Raw genomic sequence first — 16,811 nt, forward strand, 5'->3', positions numbered from 1 at the left:
CCAAGCGATGCAAAAGGCCTTGCTCCTCTCATCTTCCGATGACGGGCAAGGCCTTTTTTTCTGTTTATGCGCTTGTTCCGGCATACTCGCTGGCGTACAAGCTATAGCGATTGCGTCCCAGGTCCTTGGACTTGTACATGGCAGTATCCGCCGCATGCAGCAGGGAAGTCGTATCGTTTCCGTGTGCCGGCCAGAGGGCGATCCCGATGCTGACCGTTACGGGAGAGTCCGACGAGATCGCGCCGCGATGCCCCGTCAAGCCGTCCAACAGATGCTGCGCAGTCGACGCAGGCTCCCAAGCATCGCCGACATCGGGCAGCACGATTGCGAATTCATCGCCGCCAAGCCTGAACAGCATCCCGCTGTTAGGCGTGCATTCTCTCAATTTGGCGGCAATCTCGCATAAAAGATTGTCTCCGGCTTGATGACCATGCCGATCGTTCACTGCTTTGAAGCGATCCAGATCAAGCAGCAGCAGCGCGCCCTCCGAACCATTTTGAAGGAACGAGGAGATGGTCTCCTGGAAGTAGAGTCGATTGCCGACGCCCGTCAATGCATCGTGATAGGCCAGATACCAAATTTCCTCTTCCGCTTTTTTGCGGCCTGTCTCGTCCTGCAGCACGACGCAGTACATACGCTCGCTTTCTGCCGTCACTTCGCTGAGATGGACAGTCATACGTTTGGACTCGCCCGAAATATCAACCATACCGATCTCCATCATCATCGATCCGATTCCGTCCAGCGGTAAGCGCTCGCCCTTGTCGAGAAACATGGAAACCGGCTTGCCGATGAGTTCTGCCGGCGGCAGGCCGAGCAGCAGCTTAACGACCGGATTCGCTTCGCGAATCGATCCTTTTGCATCCAGCAATAGTACGCCAAACGGAGATAGCTCGAACAGCACTCTGTACTTTTCCAAAACAGATGGCATAAGGCCATAATGCAAAATCGCTCTGCGAATGAAAAAAGCAAAGAGCAAAACGGCGAATAATCCCATCAGATGCGCGCATTCCGCCGGCATTCCGTTTAGTCTCGCCAGCACGGCGGCGGCTGTCACGACCGCTCCGGCCAAGATGGCGAAACCCGCCTGAACATGCTGCGAGCGGATCGAACCGGCAGCCAGACGGGCCGTTTTCCAACCGATCAGCCAGACGGCAGAAACGTACAGCCATACTGTCGTCGCCAAGATGACCGATCCCGCCCGCACTCCCTCTCCCTGGTCCAGATCTCCTGTGTACTCCGCGTACGCTCCATAGACGCTTGGCTGGGAAATAACCAACACAATAAAAACAAGCGGTACGGCCAACGCGATGTCAAGATAGCTCGCTGGAGGTTTGAACTTGCCCGCCTGACCGCTAAGCTGGCGAACGAAGAGCATGATCAGGAAGCCAAGCACGCAGGTCGGAACAATCAAGAGTCCGTTGACGAGCTTCGCCGCGTCTGTATCGGGAAAAAACGAAGCCAGAAACGAAGCGCCAAACTGTAACGCCATTAAAGCGAACAGAATCGAGGCTAGACGGTTCAACCGGTGCAGCGGGTTGCGAAGAAAGACCTCGACCGAAAGCCAGCCGAGCATCGCGCCGGGGATGACGTGCAGGGCGAGGTTTGTCAAAAATCCGCCCATAGATCGCTCCTTCCAGTTACTGCTATTCGTTTTTTAATTTGTATTTGTTCGGACCCTATCCGGATTTGTTCGCGCATACATTTAGGAATGGGCTGCACTGCGCCCTTTGAAGGAGATCGAATCCGGATTTTTTGGTTACAAAGTACTATTCGCTAACAGGGTCTGATTTCCTGCTCTTCATTTGTATGTTGTGCGTTAAAGCTCTTCATCTTCGTCTCTCGCAGCTAATCGTCTTGGCAGCAGCCACCCCGTCCACCCGATCGCAAGTGCAAGCGCGATCAGCCACCAGGTCGGCGAGGAAGCGGCGTGCGGCCCCCATGCGACCAGCCAGAGAAGCGCGGCGGCGGCGAGTCCCGCGGCCCGGACGACCGCCGACGCTGCCTTCTTTCTCCCCTCGGGGGAGAGCGGCACGACGGAAGCATGCTCGGCGAAACGGATCCGTCCGAGCTCGGTGAGCTGCAGTCCGCCGACGACGATACCCACGACGTACACCATCACGTCGACGGCGGTCGAACGGGCGAACAGCGCGATGACGGCCAGCAGCGCGCACCAGCGCCAGAAGGCGCCGAACGCTTCGCCGCGCAAAAACGTTTTCGCGTATAGAAAATGCCATGCGAACCGCCGACTCCGCGGCACCCGATCCGCGACCCAAGCGATCCAGGCCCGCGAAGCGGCTGGCGGCGCCTCGGTCGGGATGTCCACGAACCAGCCGAGGAAAGACAGCCAGCGTCTGCGCGCGGCGCCTTCCTCCGCAATCAGGCGATCCCACGGAAGCCGGTGGCGGGGCGTGAGCAGCGCTGCCGCAGACACGGCGGCAGCAGCAAGCAGCGCAAAGCCGGCTGCAAGCAACAGCGGCTTGGTAAGCAGCGCGGCTGCGGCAAGCAGTACGGCCGTCCAGCGGGCAAAGCGCAGGGCCAGGCGGGCGGTTGCCGACAGCGCTCTGCGTTCTTGCCAGGCGGCATATATATTCCAGGCGGCCAGCAGCGCGATCCCGGCCGCCAGCGAGGCCCAAGCGGCCGGCTGAGACGGCGCAGCGTCGGCCGTGACCGGCGCCTTGGCATACAGCGGCGCAAAGATGACGAACACGACGAGCGCGCGGATCGCGCCAAAGAGGGCTGATCGGCGCAGCGCCGGAAACAGATTGGCCGATAGCACGCGTGACTCCGCCGGCAGCAGGAACACGGTATCGGCCGGCTGGAGATAGCTCCGAAGCGGCGTGTAGATTGAAACGAAAAAAATTAATGCGACGCCGACGACGTCGGCGGGCCAGGCCGGCGGCATATCGGACAACAGGCCGGCATAGCCGGCGAGCAGCGTAATGCCGATCGCGGCCAACAGCATTGCAAATCCGCTCTGCGCTACGTAACGCAGATAGGGGAACATCTCGCGCCGGAACGCAGATGCCCGCTCGCGCCGCCAATCCCCGACTTCCCGGAGCTTTTCCCTATGAACCGGATCAGCCACGGGCGGCGCCTCCTTCCGGCGGCGCGGCCTTCTCGTCGGCGGCCAGGATCAACCGCTCGAACGCATCGTCAAGCGTATAGTCGGAGCCTGCTGCGCCAGCCGCTCGCTTGACCTCGCCCGGAGTGCCGCTGGCCAGGATGCGTCCCTGATGCAGGACGACGATCCGGTCCGCGTTGCGCTCGAGCGCAGGCAAAATATGCGAGCTGAGCAAAATAGCCGATCCTGCCGCCCTCGCCTCGTTGAGCGCATGGACGAGCGCCCGCGTCGCCAGCGGATCGAGCCCCAGGAACGGCTCGTCGATGATGAGCAGCGGCGGCGAGACGAGCAGCGCGTTCATCAGCATAACCTTCTGGCGCATCCCTTTGGACAACGTCCCGGGCAGCGCCCCCATCGCGTGCTTCATGCGGAACGTCTCGGCCAGCGCCTCGGTCCTGCGCGCCGCCGCCTGGGCGTCTATGCCATAGGCCGCCTCCGTCCAGCGCAAATGCTCGGATACCGTCAAGTTGGGGAACAAGGACGGCTGCTCAGGAACGTAAGCGCAGGATGACCTATAACGGTCGCGGTCGTCTTCCAGCCGCAAGCCCGCGACCCGCACCTCGCCCGATTGCGGCAGCATCAGTCCCAATACGTGCTTAATGGCGGTGCTCTTGCCTGCGCCGTTCAGGCCGATGAGTCCCATCATCTCTCCAGGCTGTATGTCGAAGCTGAGTTCGTGAAGGACAGGCTTGCGGGCGCTGTACCCTCCAGTCAGCTTGTCTAGCGTTAACGCGGTTGCCATCGGTTCGCAACCTCCTCGAATGGACGGATATCTCTTCATTATAACGAAGCCGCAACCCGCTTGCATCTCTTCTCCTATTCGGAAAACGAGAAGCTCAGTTTCTGTTGCGCATGTCCCATGCTGCGCTTCGTTCTGGTCGTTGATCTGCAGCCCGCGCTAAAAACCAAAACAGGACGATGCGGCATGGACAGCCGCATCGCCCCGTTCGTCCGAAGGCGCCGCTTCTATTCGGTTGGCGGGACGTTGCTCGCCCGCTTTTCCTTCAACCAACGCGGCGCCCCTTTATTCTTGCTGTCGCGCTCCCGATCTTGCTTGACCTTGCCCTTGGCGGCCGGACGCGCGGGCGGCGTCGATTTGCCGCCGCCCTTCCCTGCCTTAGGCGTGCCCGCTGCGGCCGCACCCCGCTTTGCGGGCTTGGCGTTCGCTCCAGCCGACCCGCCGGCAGTCCCGGCTTGTGGCCCTTGGCCCGAGCCTGCGCTGCCGGTTCGCTTCGCTCCAACGGCGCCGACCGTCCGCTTCGGCCCGCCGGCGATCGTCTGCTCGGCTGCCGGCTTGCCGCCCCCGGCTCCGAACGAACGCTTGGCTCCGCCCGCTTGGTGCCCGGTTCCAGCCTTCTTTGAGCCGGCCTCCGCTCCCGCACGGCCGCTGGCTGCGGGTCTCGAAGCCGCCGTTCCGCTTACCGGAGCTCTTGAATTCCCTTCGCTGCCTGAAGCTGCCCGGGCGCCGGCAGTACCTTTTCCTCGCGGTCCGGACCGCTCCTCCTTCACGCCCTCGAGCTTACCGTGCGCGAGACGCCGCTCGCGGATCTCGATGCGCAGCTGCTTGCCCAGCTTGTCCATGATGAACTGTTCCTTGGGCGTTACGATCGTAATGGACGTCCCGCTCCGCCCCATCCGGCCGGTGCGTCCCGCCCGGTGCACGTAGTGGTCCGCGTCGAGCGCCGGCTCGAACTGCAGCACGAGCGCGAGCTCCTGCACGTCGAGTCCGCGAGCGGCCACGTCGGACGCGACCAGCAGCTTCGTTTTCCCCTCGCGGAACTTGCGGAGGACCTCCCCGCGCTCCCGTCCCGGCGTGTCTCCGTATAGCGCATCCACCGCGAAGCCCTCGAAGCGCAGCTTGGCGAGCAGCTCGCCGATCCGCTCGATGTCGTTCACGAATAGCAGCGTCGAAGCCGGCTTCATCGTGCGTATGATACGCCGTGCAAGATCGATCTTGTCCCGCGGGTCGCTGACCAGGTACAGATGCTCGATCGTCTGCGGCAGCCCCGGCTCCTGCTCCTGCCGAACCGTCGTCTCCCACGGGTCGCGCAGCCATTTGGCTTCGGCGGCTCTCATCGTATCCGAGCGCGTCGCCGACACGAACACGGTTTGCTTGTCTTTTGCTGCGCCCTTCAGCACGAATTCGACATCGCTCTTGCCCCCCAGCGAAAAGACGCGGTCGGTCTCGTCGACGACGACATGCCTTACCGCATGAAGCGACAGCTTGCGGAGCGAGGCGACCTCGCGGATCCGTCCCGGCGTGCCGACGACGATCGCCGGCTTGCCCTTCATGCGATCCAGCTGCCGCGACAACGCGGCGCCGCCGATCAGAGCGACCGTCTTGACGCCGAGCGGCTCGCCGTACTTCTCCGATACGCGCACGATCTGCATCGCCAGCTCCTGCGTCGGCGCGATGACGACCGCCTGCGTCTCGCGCTTCGCAGGATCGACCCGCTGCAGCAGCGGCAGCAGGTACGCCAGCGTCTTGCCCGAGCCCGTCGGAGACCGCAGCACGCCGTCCCTGCCGGCCAACAGCTCGGGAATGACGCCCGCCTGCACCGAGGTCGGCTCCAGGATGCCTGCCGCGGCAAGCGCGTCGCTCAGAGCCGATTCAAGTCCGAGGCCGCTAAACGTACGCTTATCGACGCTTCCGGAACTTTCATCGGAACTTCCCTCTGTCGGGTCCTCCGTACGTCCTTCTGGACGTTCCTCCGTACGTCCTTCTGCAAGTTCCTCGGTACGTTCCTCCGTACGTCCTCCTGCACGTTCCTCGGTACGTCCCTCGTCATTCTCAACGTTGCCTTCTTCCGGGTTCACCTCGGTCGCTTGGTCCTCAACCTTCGTCTCGGCCGAAGCGCCCTCCAGCTCTTCCTGTCGTTCTATTTGTTCTTCCGACATCGTCCATTCTCCTTTGCGGCCATGCCCATCGGCAGAGCCGTCATTTCTTGTTCAGCAATCGGGCTGCGACGCCCGCCGTAAGTACCGGGAACAGCTGGATCAGCTTCGCGCCGGCCGCGGACACCCAGGGCAAATCACGCTCCGCCTTGCCCGTCTCCAGCAGCCGCACCAATGCCTGCGCGACCGTATCCGGCTGCATCAGAAATCGCCGGATATTGCGCTTGTACGTCCCCCCCGGATCCGCACGATCAAAAAAGGGCGTATCGATCGGCCCCGGATTGAGCGCGGAGATCTTGATGCCGCTGCCCCGCAGCTCTTGCCGCAGCGAATTGGTGAAGCCCAGCACGGCGTGCTTGGAAGCGGCATAACCGGTCGCCTTGGCCGTCCCGATCTTGCCCGCGATCGAGGCGACGTTGACGATGTGGCCGGATCCCTCCCGCTTCATGGCCGGATACACGGCTTTGCAAAACCGCACGGTACCCATATAATTGACGTCCATCATGGCTTCAAACCGCGACAGTTCCGTTTCCTCGAAAGGAAGGAACTCTCCGTAGCCCGCATTGTTAACCAGCGCGTCGATGCGCCCGAAGCGCTCGAGCGTCCGCGCGACGGTATCCTCGACGGACGCCGCGCTTTGCACGTCGCATTCGAATACGGCATGCTCGCCCCGGATTCCGGCCGCAACTGCTGCCAGCTTGTCCGCCGAACGGGCGGCCAGCACGGGCACCGCTCCTCGTTCCGCCAGCATGCGGGCGGCCAGCGCGCCGATCCCGCTCGAGGCGCCGGTCAAGAGCACGATCCGGCCGCGCAGGTCTATGGATGACATGGCCATTCTCCTTATCAGCCGCCCGCCGGATCGGACATCCGACCGCAGCCTGGCTATTTATAGGTGCATTGATCGGGTATACGCTCCTCAATTGCAATCGGGCGTTAAAAAAAAGCCCCAAAGGGGCTTCCTTATTGTAGCATATCGATCGGTACGACGATATGTCACGCCGTCCAAAGGACGGCACCGCGCGAACTAAGCAATCAATACCTGAATCTCCATCTCGCCGATTCCGTCCATGATCAGAGGAACCGCCAAAGCGCGGCGAACCTCCCCGTGACTCTCGAGCATCGAATGGACGATGCGCGGCGGCGTAATATCGACATGGACGCCTTGGTTGAACAAAATGGTCGATGCGTTGCCGCTGATCATGTTCCCCAGTTCGGAGATGGCGCTCTTGCCCATATCGTCGATCTCCGTGATGGCGAATCCGCCCATCATCGCGGATATGATCTTCAGCGCGACCGATTCGCTCAATCCGAATACGATGTCGCCGCTCATGTGGCCCGTGAGCCCGATCTGGATCCATACGTGATTGTCTACGAACTGGATGTCCTTGACCGCCAGCTGGCCGGTGCTGGGCCTGATCTGTACCATTTGCTCGATGACCATCCGGGCCGATTCCAGAAATGGGTTGATATATTCCGCCTTCATTCGCGAGCGATGCCTCCTTGCGAGCCGATTCTATAAGCCGGAACTCGTTGTCTTCGCTTCGTTTCGACAAAATACCGCTTCTCTTGCCTTGTTGCCATCATTATACTTAAATAAGTAGGACAAGTATACTTATTTCCGTTAAATCGCGGTACTTTCGAACGATAATAGGCCAAAAGACCCTATAAAAATACGCGTGAAAACGACACCATTAGTCATGGTTTCTCAGAAATCCGGAGGACAAACATGCCAAATTTGTGGGCGCACATTCAATTCGGAAGAGAGCTCGCGGAGGAGCTTCGGCTTCCGTACCTTAACGGTCCCGCGCTGCGGAGCGCGTTCCAGCTCGGCTGCCAGGGCCCCGATTTTTTATTTTACGACCATTTCCTTCCCTGGCAGCGGTCGCACACGCCGGCCAACCGGTTAGGAAGCCTTATGCACAACGTATCCTGCGGGCCGTTCATGGTCGACTTGTTCGACGCAGCGCGCGCGAGCACCGCCGGCAAGGAGGCCGAGGCTTACGCCGCAGGCTTTTTGCTGCATCACGTGCTGGATCGGCATGTGCACCCCTATATCTTCAGCCTGTCCGGATTCGGCAAATGGAAGCATCAGCAATTCGAGACCGCCATGGATTCGGTCGTTATGTGGCGCCGGGCAGGCATCCATACGGGAAAAACGCCCGTATCGAAGGAGATCGACACGGGCGGGAAGCTGCCCGGAGGCATGACGGACATCTTGCTCGCGCTATCCGGCAAGCATTACCCGGGGCTCGCGGTCGAGCTGACCGCCGATATGCTGGATGCGTCCGTCCGTCAGTTCGTCGCCGCCCAGCGCCTCTTTTTCGATCCGCGGGGCTGGAAAGGCAAGCTGACGTTCGGAATGCTCGCCCCCTTTTCGCCGCCGCGCGCGATTCCGCCCTGGGACGTCCTGAACGCGAGGCGCAGCGGCTGGATCGATCCGGTCGACCGTACGCGCATCCGGCAGGAGAGCGTATACGATCTATGGGACGACGCCCTCGAAGACGGCAGGCGGACGCTCGGCGCCGGCCTTCGCTGGCTTGGCGCCAAAGTCGCCGGCGAAGCCGCAGCGGCAAAGGCGGCGTTCGAATCGCTCGTCGGCAACGTTTCCTACGAGACCGGCCTGCCCTGCGGCAGCGCCTGGATCACGTTCGCGGAGCCTGTCATCTAAGGTTAAAGCATGCCGTTCTTCGCTTATTCCGACGCTTCGCGCCAGCCTTTCTCCAGCTTGACCAGGGCGAGCAGCGCGATGCCGACGAGGAAAAAGAGCGCGATCGCGAGCAGCGCCGCGCGGCTTGAGCCGGTGAGGACGCCTACCACGCCGAATACGAGCGGGCCGCCGAACGAGAAGAACCGGCTCGTGAAGCTGAGGAAGCCGTTGAACTCCGCGGTGCGCCCCGGCGGGATGAGCCGGCTGTAGATCGCCCGCGACGTCGATTGCGCGCCGCCCTGGACGAGCCCCACGAGCAGCGCGAGGGCGAAGAAATGGTACTCGTTCGTCATGAAATAGCCCAGGAGCACGATGATCACGTACACCGACAGCGCGCCGTACAGCATCTTTTTGCCGCCGATCCGGTCTGCCAGCCGTCCGAACAGCCAGGTCGCGGGGAATCCGACGAACTGCGTGAGCAGCAGCGCGCCGATCAAAGCGTTTTGCTCCAGGCCGATGTCGGTCCCATAGCTGGTCGCCATAACGATGATCGTGTTGATGCCGTCGAAGAAAAACCAGTAAGCGACCATAAACTTGAACAGCTCGGGATAACGCCGGATGCTGCGAAAGGTTTGCCTGAGCCGGGCCAATCCCTCGCGCACGCTCTCCGACGCCGATTTGCCTGGCATGCCCTTCGCTTCGCGCACGTGCTTGAATAGCGGCAGGGAGAAAAGCGCCCACCATACGCCGACCATGGCGAAGGAAACCTGCGAGGCACCGGCCGAGTCCTTGAAGCCGAACGCTTTATATCCGATGATGAGCGCCAGATTGACCGCAAGCAGTACGCCGCCGCCCAGATAGCCCATGGCGAAGCCTTTGGCGCTGACGCGCTCCCGCATCGCGGGCGAGGCGACATCGTTGAGCAGCGCGTCATAAAAGGTGCCGCCCATTCCGAAGCCGATCATGCCGACGATAACGAGTGCCGAAGCCGCGAGCCATTCGCCTTCCCCGATAAAAGCCATGCCAATGCACGCCGCCGCGCCCAAGAGCGTAAACACGCCCAGAAAACGCTTTTTGCCTCCCGAACGGTCGGCGATCGCGCCGAGCAGCGGCGACAGAACGGCGACGACGATCGCCGCGGCCGTCTGCGTGAACCCCCAGTAAGACGTCGCTCTCCCGTCTCCCAGGCCGCTCGCCGCGACTCCTGCGTAGTAGATCGGCATGACGGCCGCCATAATCGTCGTTGCGAACGAAGAGTTTGCCCAATCGTACATCGTCCACGCGCGTATCGCTTTCTTATCGTCCAGCACCGCATCGCCCTCTTCTGTCGGATTTATGCCTCCTCATCAATTCGACGCGGGCGGGGCGCAACTCCTTCGTGCCTTCAAAATTACTGCGCCGGCAGGGCCTCAGCGATTTCCGCTTCGCCCAATTATTGCGCCGGTAAGGTCTCAGCGATCTCCGCCTCGCCCAGCTCGAACTTGCCGATAGCCGACCGAAGCTCGGTCGCGAGCAGGCTCAGCTCGTCGACGGAAGCCGCAGCCTCTCTCATCATGCGGCTCTGGCCCTCGCTCTCGGCGGACATCTCCTGAATGCCGGCGGTGCCTTCGGCCGAAAAAGCGCTGAACAGCTTCATACTGCCCGCCATGCGACGGGACGAATCCATCGCCTCGGTGGAGGAATCGGCAACCTCCGCCAGCTTCTGCTTCACGCCGCGAATCGCCCGTTCGATATCCCGGAACGACTCCGCTGCCTGCCCTGTCCGGTCGACGCCGGTTCTGACGCGCTTCGCCTCCTCGTCCATCGCCGCCGACGCGCGTCCCGTCTCCTGCTGGATGCTTTTCACCATCTCGGCGATGCGCCGCGAGGCGCGCGAAGCGTCGTCGGCGAGCTTGCGGATCTCGTCCGACACGACGGCGAATCCCCGTCCCGCTTCTCCCGCCCTCGCGGCCTCGATCGTCGCGTTCAGCGCGAGCAGATTCGTCTGCCCCGCCATTTCCTCGATCGTCGTGACAATAAAGCCGATCTCGTCGGAACGGTCTCCGAGCTCTCGGATCGTCGCTTGCGTCTCGAATACGCTCCGCTGGATCTCTTCCATTTGCAGCATCGCTGCCTTCACCGCTTCAAGCCCCTGCACGCCGGCGGCCGCCGCTTCTTCGGACATCGATTGCACTTGACGACTGTCCGATTCCACGCCGGTCAGCAATACGGCCATCCGGTCCGTTGCCTCGGTTAAGCCCGTTACCGCGTCGTTTTGCTCCAGGAAGCCCGTGCTGAGCTGCCCCGCGGCAATCGCAATCCGCTCCGAAGCATCCGAGGAGCCGCTGACGTACCCTTGCATGCGGGCCGATGCGCCGCTGAGCGCTGCGGCTCCGTCGCTCGCTTTGGTAGCGAGCTCCCGGATGCCTGCGATCATGTCGTTGAACGAACCCGTCAACTCGCCGATCTCGTCCGCGGAGCGATAATCCCCGCTGACGGTCATATCGCCTGCCGCTGCCCGCCTCATCCGATCGCGCAGCGCGCCGAGCGGCTTCGTGATGGCGCGACTCACAAGCCACGACACGACGCTCAGCAGCACCAGCGCGGCGACGATCATAGCCACGGTGATGTAGCTGTTCATTGTTGCGTCGTTTTTGCTTTGCGCGTACAAATCGTCCGCCGCTTGCTGCGTTTGCTTAGCCAACGATGCCAGCGCTTGCGTCATCTGTTCGCGAAGATCGCCGGTATCATCCGCATAAATGGCGTATGCGCCCTCGCCGTCGCCCTGCAGCGCCTGCCCGCCTGCTTTCGCCTGGACGTCGCGGTAGGATGTCAGCAACTGCTTGTATTCGGCCAGCTCCGACAACATGGCGGAATCCTTTATAGTTGCGGCGTATTGATCGATCAGCGCGTCCGTCTCGGTCAGCAGCTGCTGAATCTTCGAAAGCTTGGCCTGACGGGCGGCAGAATCCGAGATCAGCATCAACTCAAGCGTGTATGCGTCGACCGATCTTTCGTTGGTCTGGATCTGCCGCAGCCAGGACAAAGGAAGCAAACTTTTCGTATAGCTGTCCTCCACGTTGCCGGCCATCGTCCGGGTCATTTGGTTGCCGCCCAGCCCAACGGTCAGAATAAAAACGAGTGCGATAACGATAATGATTGCGAGCTTGCCCGACAGCTTCAAATTCCGCATAAAGACGTCAGCCTCCCTGTGACTGATTGGATGATTGTTCCAACATTATGTACAGGGACTACATTAGCTTGTTTGGCTGAGGCGTCTATGAACGCTTCCTGAATATGCGCTTAAAACGTACTTATTCTGGCGGTACGAAGGGATTAGCGCGAGTAACAACAACCTGATCCTTGATTCGTGCGGAACGCCTCCTATGGCTCACCTGACAGCCTTCCCGACATGACGTCCTATCTTCGTCCGCGTCTATCGTCTTTAATCGTCTTTAATCGCCGTCCATCACCGTCCATCGTCATAGACGGCCGTCCATCGCCCAAAATGCCTGCAAATATACATCTTTTACGCCGCAATCGTCCCTTTTGGACAGGATAGATGCAAAAGCGCAGTTAATTTCCTCCCTCAGCACGTTTTCCGGCTCGTTCTCAGAAATTACCTGCACATTTGCAGGCATTTCGTTCCATGTCTCGGATCGGTTGAAAATACATGTACAAATGCAGTTATTTCGAATCGCCCAACATCCGCCAAGCTCCGGCAATTCGAAAGCGCGCTTACCTGTCCAAGATTCGCCCCTCCGAGTCAGAAAGGAAACGCCGGACAGGAAACACCAGACAAGAAATGCCAAGCAGGCAACTTTAGGCAGGCAACGCAAGGCAAGCAACGCAAGGCAGGAAAAGCAAGGCAGGAAAAGCAAGGCAGGAAAAGCAAGGCAGGAAAAGCAAGGCAGGAAAAGCAAGGCAGGAAAAGCAAGGCAGGAAAAGCAAGGCAGGAAAAGCAAGGCAGGAAAAGCAAAAGCCTGCCTGCGCGCTCGAGGCGCGCAGACAGGCTTCCGTCCAAACTATTTACTCCAGTGCCGGCGGAGCCGGCGGTCGCGTCTTGCGAGTCCACCCGCCCGATTGGTCGCGTTCTTCTTCGTAGGCGCCGCTCCTGGCTTCGGCGACGATCGTCTCCAGCCAGACTCGCTCCGCGCGGCCGAAGGCGAGCATGCCGTCGATCATCCGCAGCGAGCTCGACGGAATCCTGCTTGCCTTGACCGCCAGCACCTGTTCCAGCGAGGCGATCCGCTCGTCGCAGGCCGCTAGCTGCCGCTCGGCGATGTCGGCGACGCGCGCCTGATCGGCGAGGCGCAAAAAGGGCATCGCCATCATCATCGGATGCTGCGGATAAGCGTGCTGCTCGAGCTGGGCGTACATCAGCTTGTCGAACTCCCGCCGGCCCGAATCCGTGATGCGGTAGATCGTCTTGTCCGGACGATGCTCTCCCGGCACGGGGACGGTGTGAACCGCCTCGATTAAGCCGTGATCGCGCAGCTGATCCACCGCATAGTACAGGGAGCCGTCGCGCAGTCTAAACGCATAGTTCCAGTTGCGCCCCACCATCGTCTGGCGAATCTCGTACGGATGCCTGTCCTTCTCCATCAAGATGCCCAGGATGAGCAGCTTCATCGACATGGCGTCAGCCGCGCTCCGGCGCGCCCTCCGGCTTGCTCGCGCCAGGCTTGCCCGCGCTGGAAGGCGCCATGCGCGCTTTGCCCATCAGCAGCGCGAACACGAATGCCAGCACAGGCAGCAGCGCGGCCCACTGGAAGGTCGTAATGATCGAGTCGCCGAGCTCGTTAAGCAGCTTTTGCAAGACGTCTTGCGGAATTTTCATGACCGCCTGCACCGCGGGATCGAGCAGCGCCTGACCGCTCTTGATCTGCGCCGCCAGTTCGGGACTCGAGCCCGGCATCGCCAGCACGTCGGACTGGAAGGCATGCTTCTGGATCGCGCCGAACACGGTGATACCGAGCGCCGAGCCGATCGTCCGGAAAAACGTGATCAGCGAGGATGCGGAGCCCTTGTACTGCGGCGGCACGGAGCCGAGGGTCGAGATGTTGAGCAGGGAGAAGGACACGCCGATCCCGAGCCCCACGACGACCATGTACATCGTAATGATCCCGCGGCCAGTCGTCAGATCCATCGCGAAGCCGAGCAGCGCAGCGCCGATCGTGAGCACGATCGACGAGACGACCATCGTCGTCCGGAAGCGGAACTTGCCGGCGACCAAGCCGCCGATTTGGCTGCTGATAACGACCGCGATCATCATCGGCGTCAACACGAGACTCGTCTGCGTCGCGGTCTTGTGGAAGACGCCCTGGATAAACAGCGGAATGTAAGTCGCGCATGCGATCATGACGCCGCCGTACAGGAAGCTGATCATCATGCTGCTCGTGAACAGCGACTTCTTAAACAGGCCGAGGGCGATGATCGGATCCTTGGCCGTGCGCTCGGCGAGCAGGAACAGGATCAATAATACGCCCGAGGCGACGAACAGGCCGATTGTCTTAAACGAGTCCCAGGCCCAGCCGTCCGAGCCGCCCAGCTCCAGCGCGAACATGAGAGACAGAACGCCGGCGGTCAACAGAATCGCGCCGAGCCAGTCGATGCTCTGCTTGCGCCGTGCGGCGGACTCGTAGTAAGCGCGGAAGATGAAGTAGAACGACAGAATACCGATCGGTACGTTGATGTAAAAAATCCAGCGCCAGCTGATGTTATCGGTGATGACGGCCCCGAGAATCGGTCCGAATACGCTCGACATACCGAACACGGCACCGAAGAGTCCCATCATCTTACCCCGTTTTTCTTGCGGGAACAGGTCAAAAATAATCGTGAACACGATCGGCATGAGCGCGCCGCCGCCGATGCCCTGGATCGCCCGGTAGATAATCAGCTGATCCATGTTCTGCGCGGTGCCGCACAGGATGGAGCCCAGCAGGAACAGCGTTACGCCGAGCAGGAAAAACCGCTTGCGGCCGAACATGTCGGAAAGCTTGCCGAAAATCGGCGTGGCGACGACCATCGCGATCATGTAGGCGGAGTAGACCCAGATGAACTTGTCCAGACCGCCCAGCTGCTGGATAATGGTCTTCATCGCGGTAGATACGATCGTCTGGTCGAGCGCGGCCATGAACAGGCCGAGCAGGAGTCCGGCGATCGCGAGTTTTACATTGCTTTTTTTCGCATCCATGGTAGGATAGCTCCCTCTTTCTTTGCTTCACGATTTGGAGTTCAAATCGATTATACTCAAATTTGAGTAAGTTGCAATGCTTATTCTTTGCTTCCTTCCCTTTGCTTACCCGTCGGATTCCTTCTATAATAAATGAAGGCTAGAAAAACTTCTTATTCGCGCACTCCTGTCGATAAATTATTCAAATAGGATGGAGTGACAGGATTGAATATCAACCAACTGGAAACGCTGCTGACGATCTCGAAGACGCTCAGCTTCCGCAAGGCCGGCGAAGCGCTGAACCTGACGCAGCCCGCCGTGTCCGCCCAGATCAAAAGTCTGGAGGACGAGTTCAAGACGATCCTGGTGGATCGGAATCATCCCGTGACGCTTACCGACCGCGGTCAAGTATTTCTCGAGCACGCCCAGCGCATCTTATCCATCGTCGAAGAGCTGAAGCAGAAGCTGTCCGATCTGGACCAGAATCCCCAAGGACATATTGTGCTCGGCACGACAACTTCCATCGCGATGCAGATTCTTCCGCGGGTTCTGTCCTATTTTCAAAACCAATATCCGCTCATTAAGACGACGATTCATACGATGCCCTCCTCCCAGGTGCTCACCAGCGTGGAAAATGGCTTCGTCGACATCGGCATCGGCTACCTGGCCGAGCGCAGCGCGCATGTCGAGACTTCGGTGCTCTACTACGACACGTTCGAGCTCGTCGTCGCGCCGGGTCACCCGCTTGCGTCCCGCAACCGCGTTACCGTCGGCATGCTAAGAGACGTTCCCATGATTTTGTTGTCGCCCGACACGCTCGGCCGCAGGTTCGTCGACCGGATTTTCAGAGAGCATCACATCGATCCTAACCCCGTCATGGTGCTTAGCAGCAGCGAAGAGGTCAAACGGATGGTGGAGCTCAATCTCGGCGCGGCGATCGTGTCCAAATTGTCGATCGCGAGCGAGCTGCGGCGGGGCTCCCTGAAGATGATCGCGGTCGAAGAGCTCGAGGTCAGCCATCCGGTCGGCGTCATCACCAAGTCCGGCCGCTATGTCAGTCACGCGATGAAGCAATTTCTCAACGACTTGAAGGGCATGCCGGAGGATCAATTCACCGGCAGCGAATAAGGATAAATACACAGATAGGTCGATCTTGAGGAGGCGAAACACCATGGAAAAATTCGATTTGCATACGCATCACGAGCGCTGCGGCCACGCTTCCGGCGTGATCGAGGATTATATCCAGGCCGCGATCCGGGTTGGCATGACGGCGATCGGCATCTCCGATCATTCCCCTTATTTCGCCCGGGAGGAAGACCGTTACCAACCCGGCATCGCGATGGCCAAGAGCGAATTTCCGAAATATATCGCGGAGGTGCTGCGACTCAAGGAGCAGTACAAGGACCGCATCGAGGTGCTCCTCGGCGTCGAATCCGACTATTTTCCCGAGAGCGTCGAGATCTACCGTGCGGCCTACGCGCCCTATCCGTTCGATTACCTGATCGGATCGGTTCACCAGACTCGCGGCATCAGCATCTTTAACCGCAACCGGTGGCAGCAGCTAGACAAGTCCGAGCATACGGCCGAGAAAAAGCTGTATTACAAGCTGATCACCGAGTCCGCGAACGCCGGCATGTTCCAGGTGCTCGGCCATATCGATGCCATGAAGGCTTATTATCCGGACTTCTCGGACATTCGCGGCGCCGAGGACGACGTCGACGAAGCGCTTCAGGCGGTAGCGGTGAACAATATCGCCCTGGAAATCAACACGAGCGGCAGCACGAAGGACGTCGGCGGCTGGTACCCTTCGGACGCCATCCTGGAGCGCGCGCTTCATTTTGGCGCGGACGTGACGTTCGGTTCGGACGCCCACATTCCGGAGCGGGTCGGCGACGACTGGGAGCAAGTGCGCAGCCGTCTGAAGGAGATCGGCTTCAAACGCTGGGTTTACTTCCGTCAAAAGCAAAAGGTTGTCGTTCCGCTATAACGGTATA

Annotated in this window: 13 protein-coding genes; 3 read left to right on the forward strand and 10 right to left on the reverse strand. The window is 60.4% G+C overall.

The features are described 5' to 3' along the window. Positions 1–64 precede the first annotated feature (64 nt). The 6 genes from ACFOTD_RS14850 to ACFOTD_RS14875 form a co-directional block, all read right to left on the reverse strand. A complete protein-coding gene (locus ACFOTD_RS14850; RefSeq protein WP_378120009.1) occupies positions 65–1,621 on the reverse strand; it encodes a diguanylate cyclase domain-containing protein in 1,557 nt (518 codons plus the stop codon). Positions 1,622–1,816: 195 nt separating this feature from the next. Then, entirely contained in the window at positions 1,817–3,085 is a 1,269-nt protein-coding gene (locus tag ACFOTD_RS14855; protein ID WP_378120011.1) for an ABC transporter permease, read from the reverse strand. Next, a complete protein-coding gene (locus tag ACFOTD_RS14860; RefSeq protein ID WP_378120013.1) occupies positions 3,078–3,863 on the reverse strand; it encodes an ABC transporter ATP-binding protein in 786 nt (261 codons plus the stop codon). Before ACFOTD_RS14860 ends, ACFOTD_RS14855 begins: the two co-directional genes overlap by 8 nt. A 224-nt stretch (positions 3,864–4,087) precedes the next feature. Then, entirely contained in the window at positions 4,088–6,019 is a 1,932-nt protein-coding gene (locus tag ACFOTD_RS14865; RefSeq protein WP_378120015.1) for a DEAD/DEAH box helicase, read from the reverse strand. A gap of 40 nt (positions 6,020–6,059) precedes the next feature. Then, positions 6,060–6,836, reverse strand: coding sequence for an SDR family NAD(P)-dependent oxidoreductase (locus ACFOTD_RS14870; protein WP_378120090.1), 777 nt, complete (start codon positions 6,834–6,836; stop codon positions 6,060–6,062). Between the two features lie 204 nt (positions 6,837–7,040). Next, entirely contained in the window at positions 7,041–7,499 is a 459-nt protein-coding gene (locus ACFOTD_RS14875) for a chemotaxis protein CheX (RefSeq protein ID WP_378120016.1), read from the reverse strand. Positions 7,500–7,742: 243 nt separating this feature from the next. On the opposite strand from ACFOTD_RS14875, the gene ACFOTD_RS14880 reads away from it, so the two are divergent. Then, complete coding sequence (locus tag ACFOTD_RS14880) at positions 7,743–8,684, forward strand: zinc dependent phospholipase C family protein (RefSeq protein WP_378120018.1); 942 nt, start codon at positions 7,743–7,745, stop codon at positions 8,682–8,684. A 23-nt stretch (positions 8,685–8,707) separates the two neighbouring features. Here ACFOTD_RS14880 and ACFOTD_RS14885 read toward each other — a convergent pair whose 3' ends face one another. The 4 genes from ACFOTD_RS14885 to ACFOTD_RS14900 form a co-directional block, all read right to left on the reverse strand. Further along, a complete protein-coding gene (locus ACFOTD_RS14885) occupies positions 8,708–9,973 on the reverse strand; it encodes an MFS transporter (protein ID WP_378120020.1) in 1,266 nt (421 codons plus the stop codon). A 122-nt stretch (positions 9,974–10,095) separates the two neighbouring features. After that, positions 10,096–11,835: a methyl-accepting chemotaxis protein gene (locus tag ACFOTD_RS14890; RefSeq protein WP_378120022.1), complete on the reverse strand. Its 1,740-nt coding sequence runs from the start codon at positions 11,833–11,835 to the stop codon at positions 10,096–10,098. Between the two features lie 836 nt (positions 11,836–12,671). Continuing rightward, positions 12,672–13,280 carry a PadR family transcriptional regulator gene (locus ACFOTD_RS14895; RefSeq protein WP_378120024.1) on the reverse strand — a complete coding sequence of 203 codons (609 nt, stop codon included), beginning with the start codon at positions 13,278–13,280 and terminating at the stop codon, positions 12,672–12,674. 4 nt (positions 13,281–13,284) lie between these two features. Continuing rightward, complete coding sequence (locus ACFOTD_RS14900; RefSeq protein WP_378120026.1) at positions 13,285–14,838, reverse strand: MDR family MFS transporter; 1,554 nt, start codon at positions 14,836–14,838, stop codon at positions 13,285–13,287. Between the two features lie 204 nt (positions 14,839–15,042). Between ACFOTD_RS14900 and ACFOTD_RS14905 the strand changes: the two genes are divergently transcribed. Beyond that, on the forward strand, positions 15,043–15,945 hold the full coding sequence (locus ACFOTD_RS14905; RefSeq protein WP_378120028.1) for a LysR family transcriptional regulator: 903 nt from the start codon (positions 15,043–15,045) through the stop codon (positions 15,943–15,945). Between the two features lie 43 nt (positions 15,946–15,988). Next, the gene (locus tag ACFOTD_RS14910; RefSeq protein ID WP_378120030.1) at positions 15,989–16,804 is read left to right on the forward strand and encodes a histidinol-phosphatase; all 816 of its coding nucleotides are present in this window, start codon (positions 15,989–15,991) and stop codon (positions 16,802–16,804) included. Positions 16,805–16,811: the final 7 nt, after the last annotated feature.

Origin of the sequence: Cohnella sp. GCM10012308, assembly GCF_042649185.1 — a bacterium.
In the GTDB taxonomy this organism is placed as follows: domain Bacteria; phylum Bacillota; class Bacilli; order Paenibacillales; family Paenibacillaceae; genus Cohnella.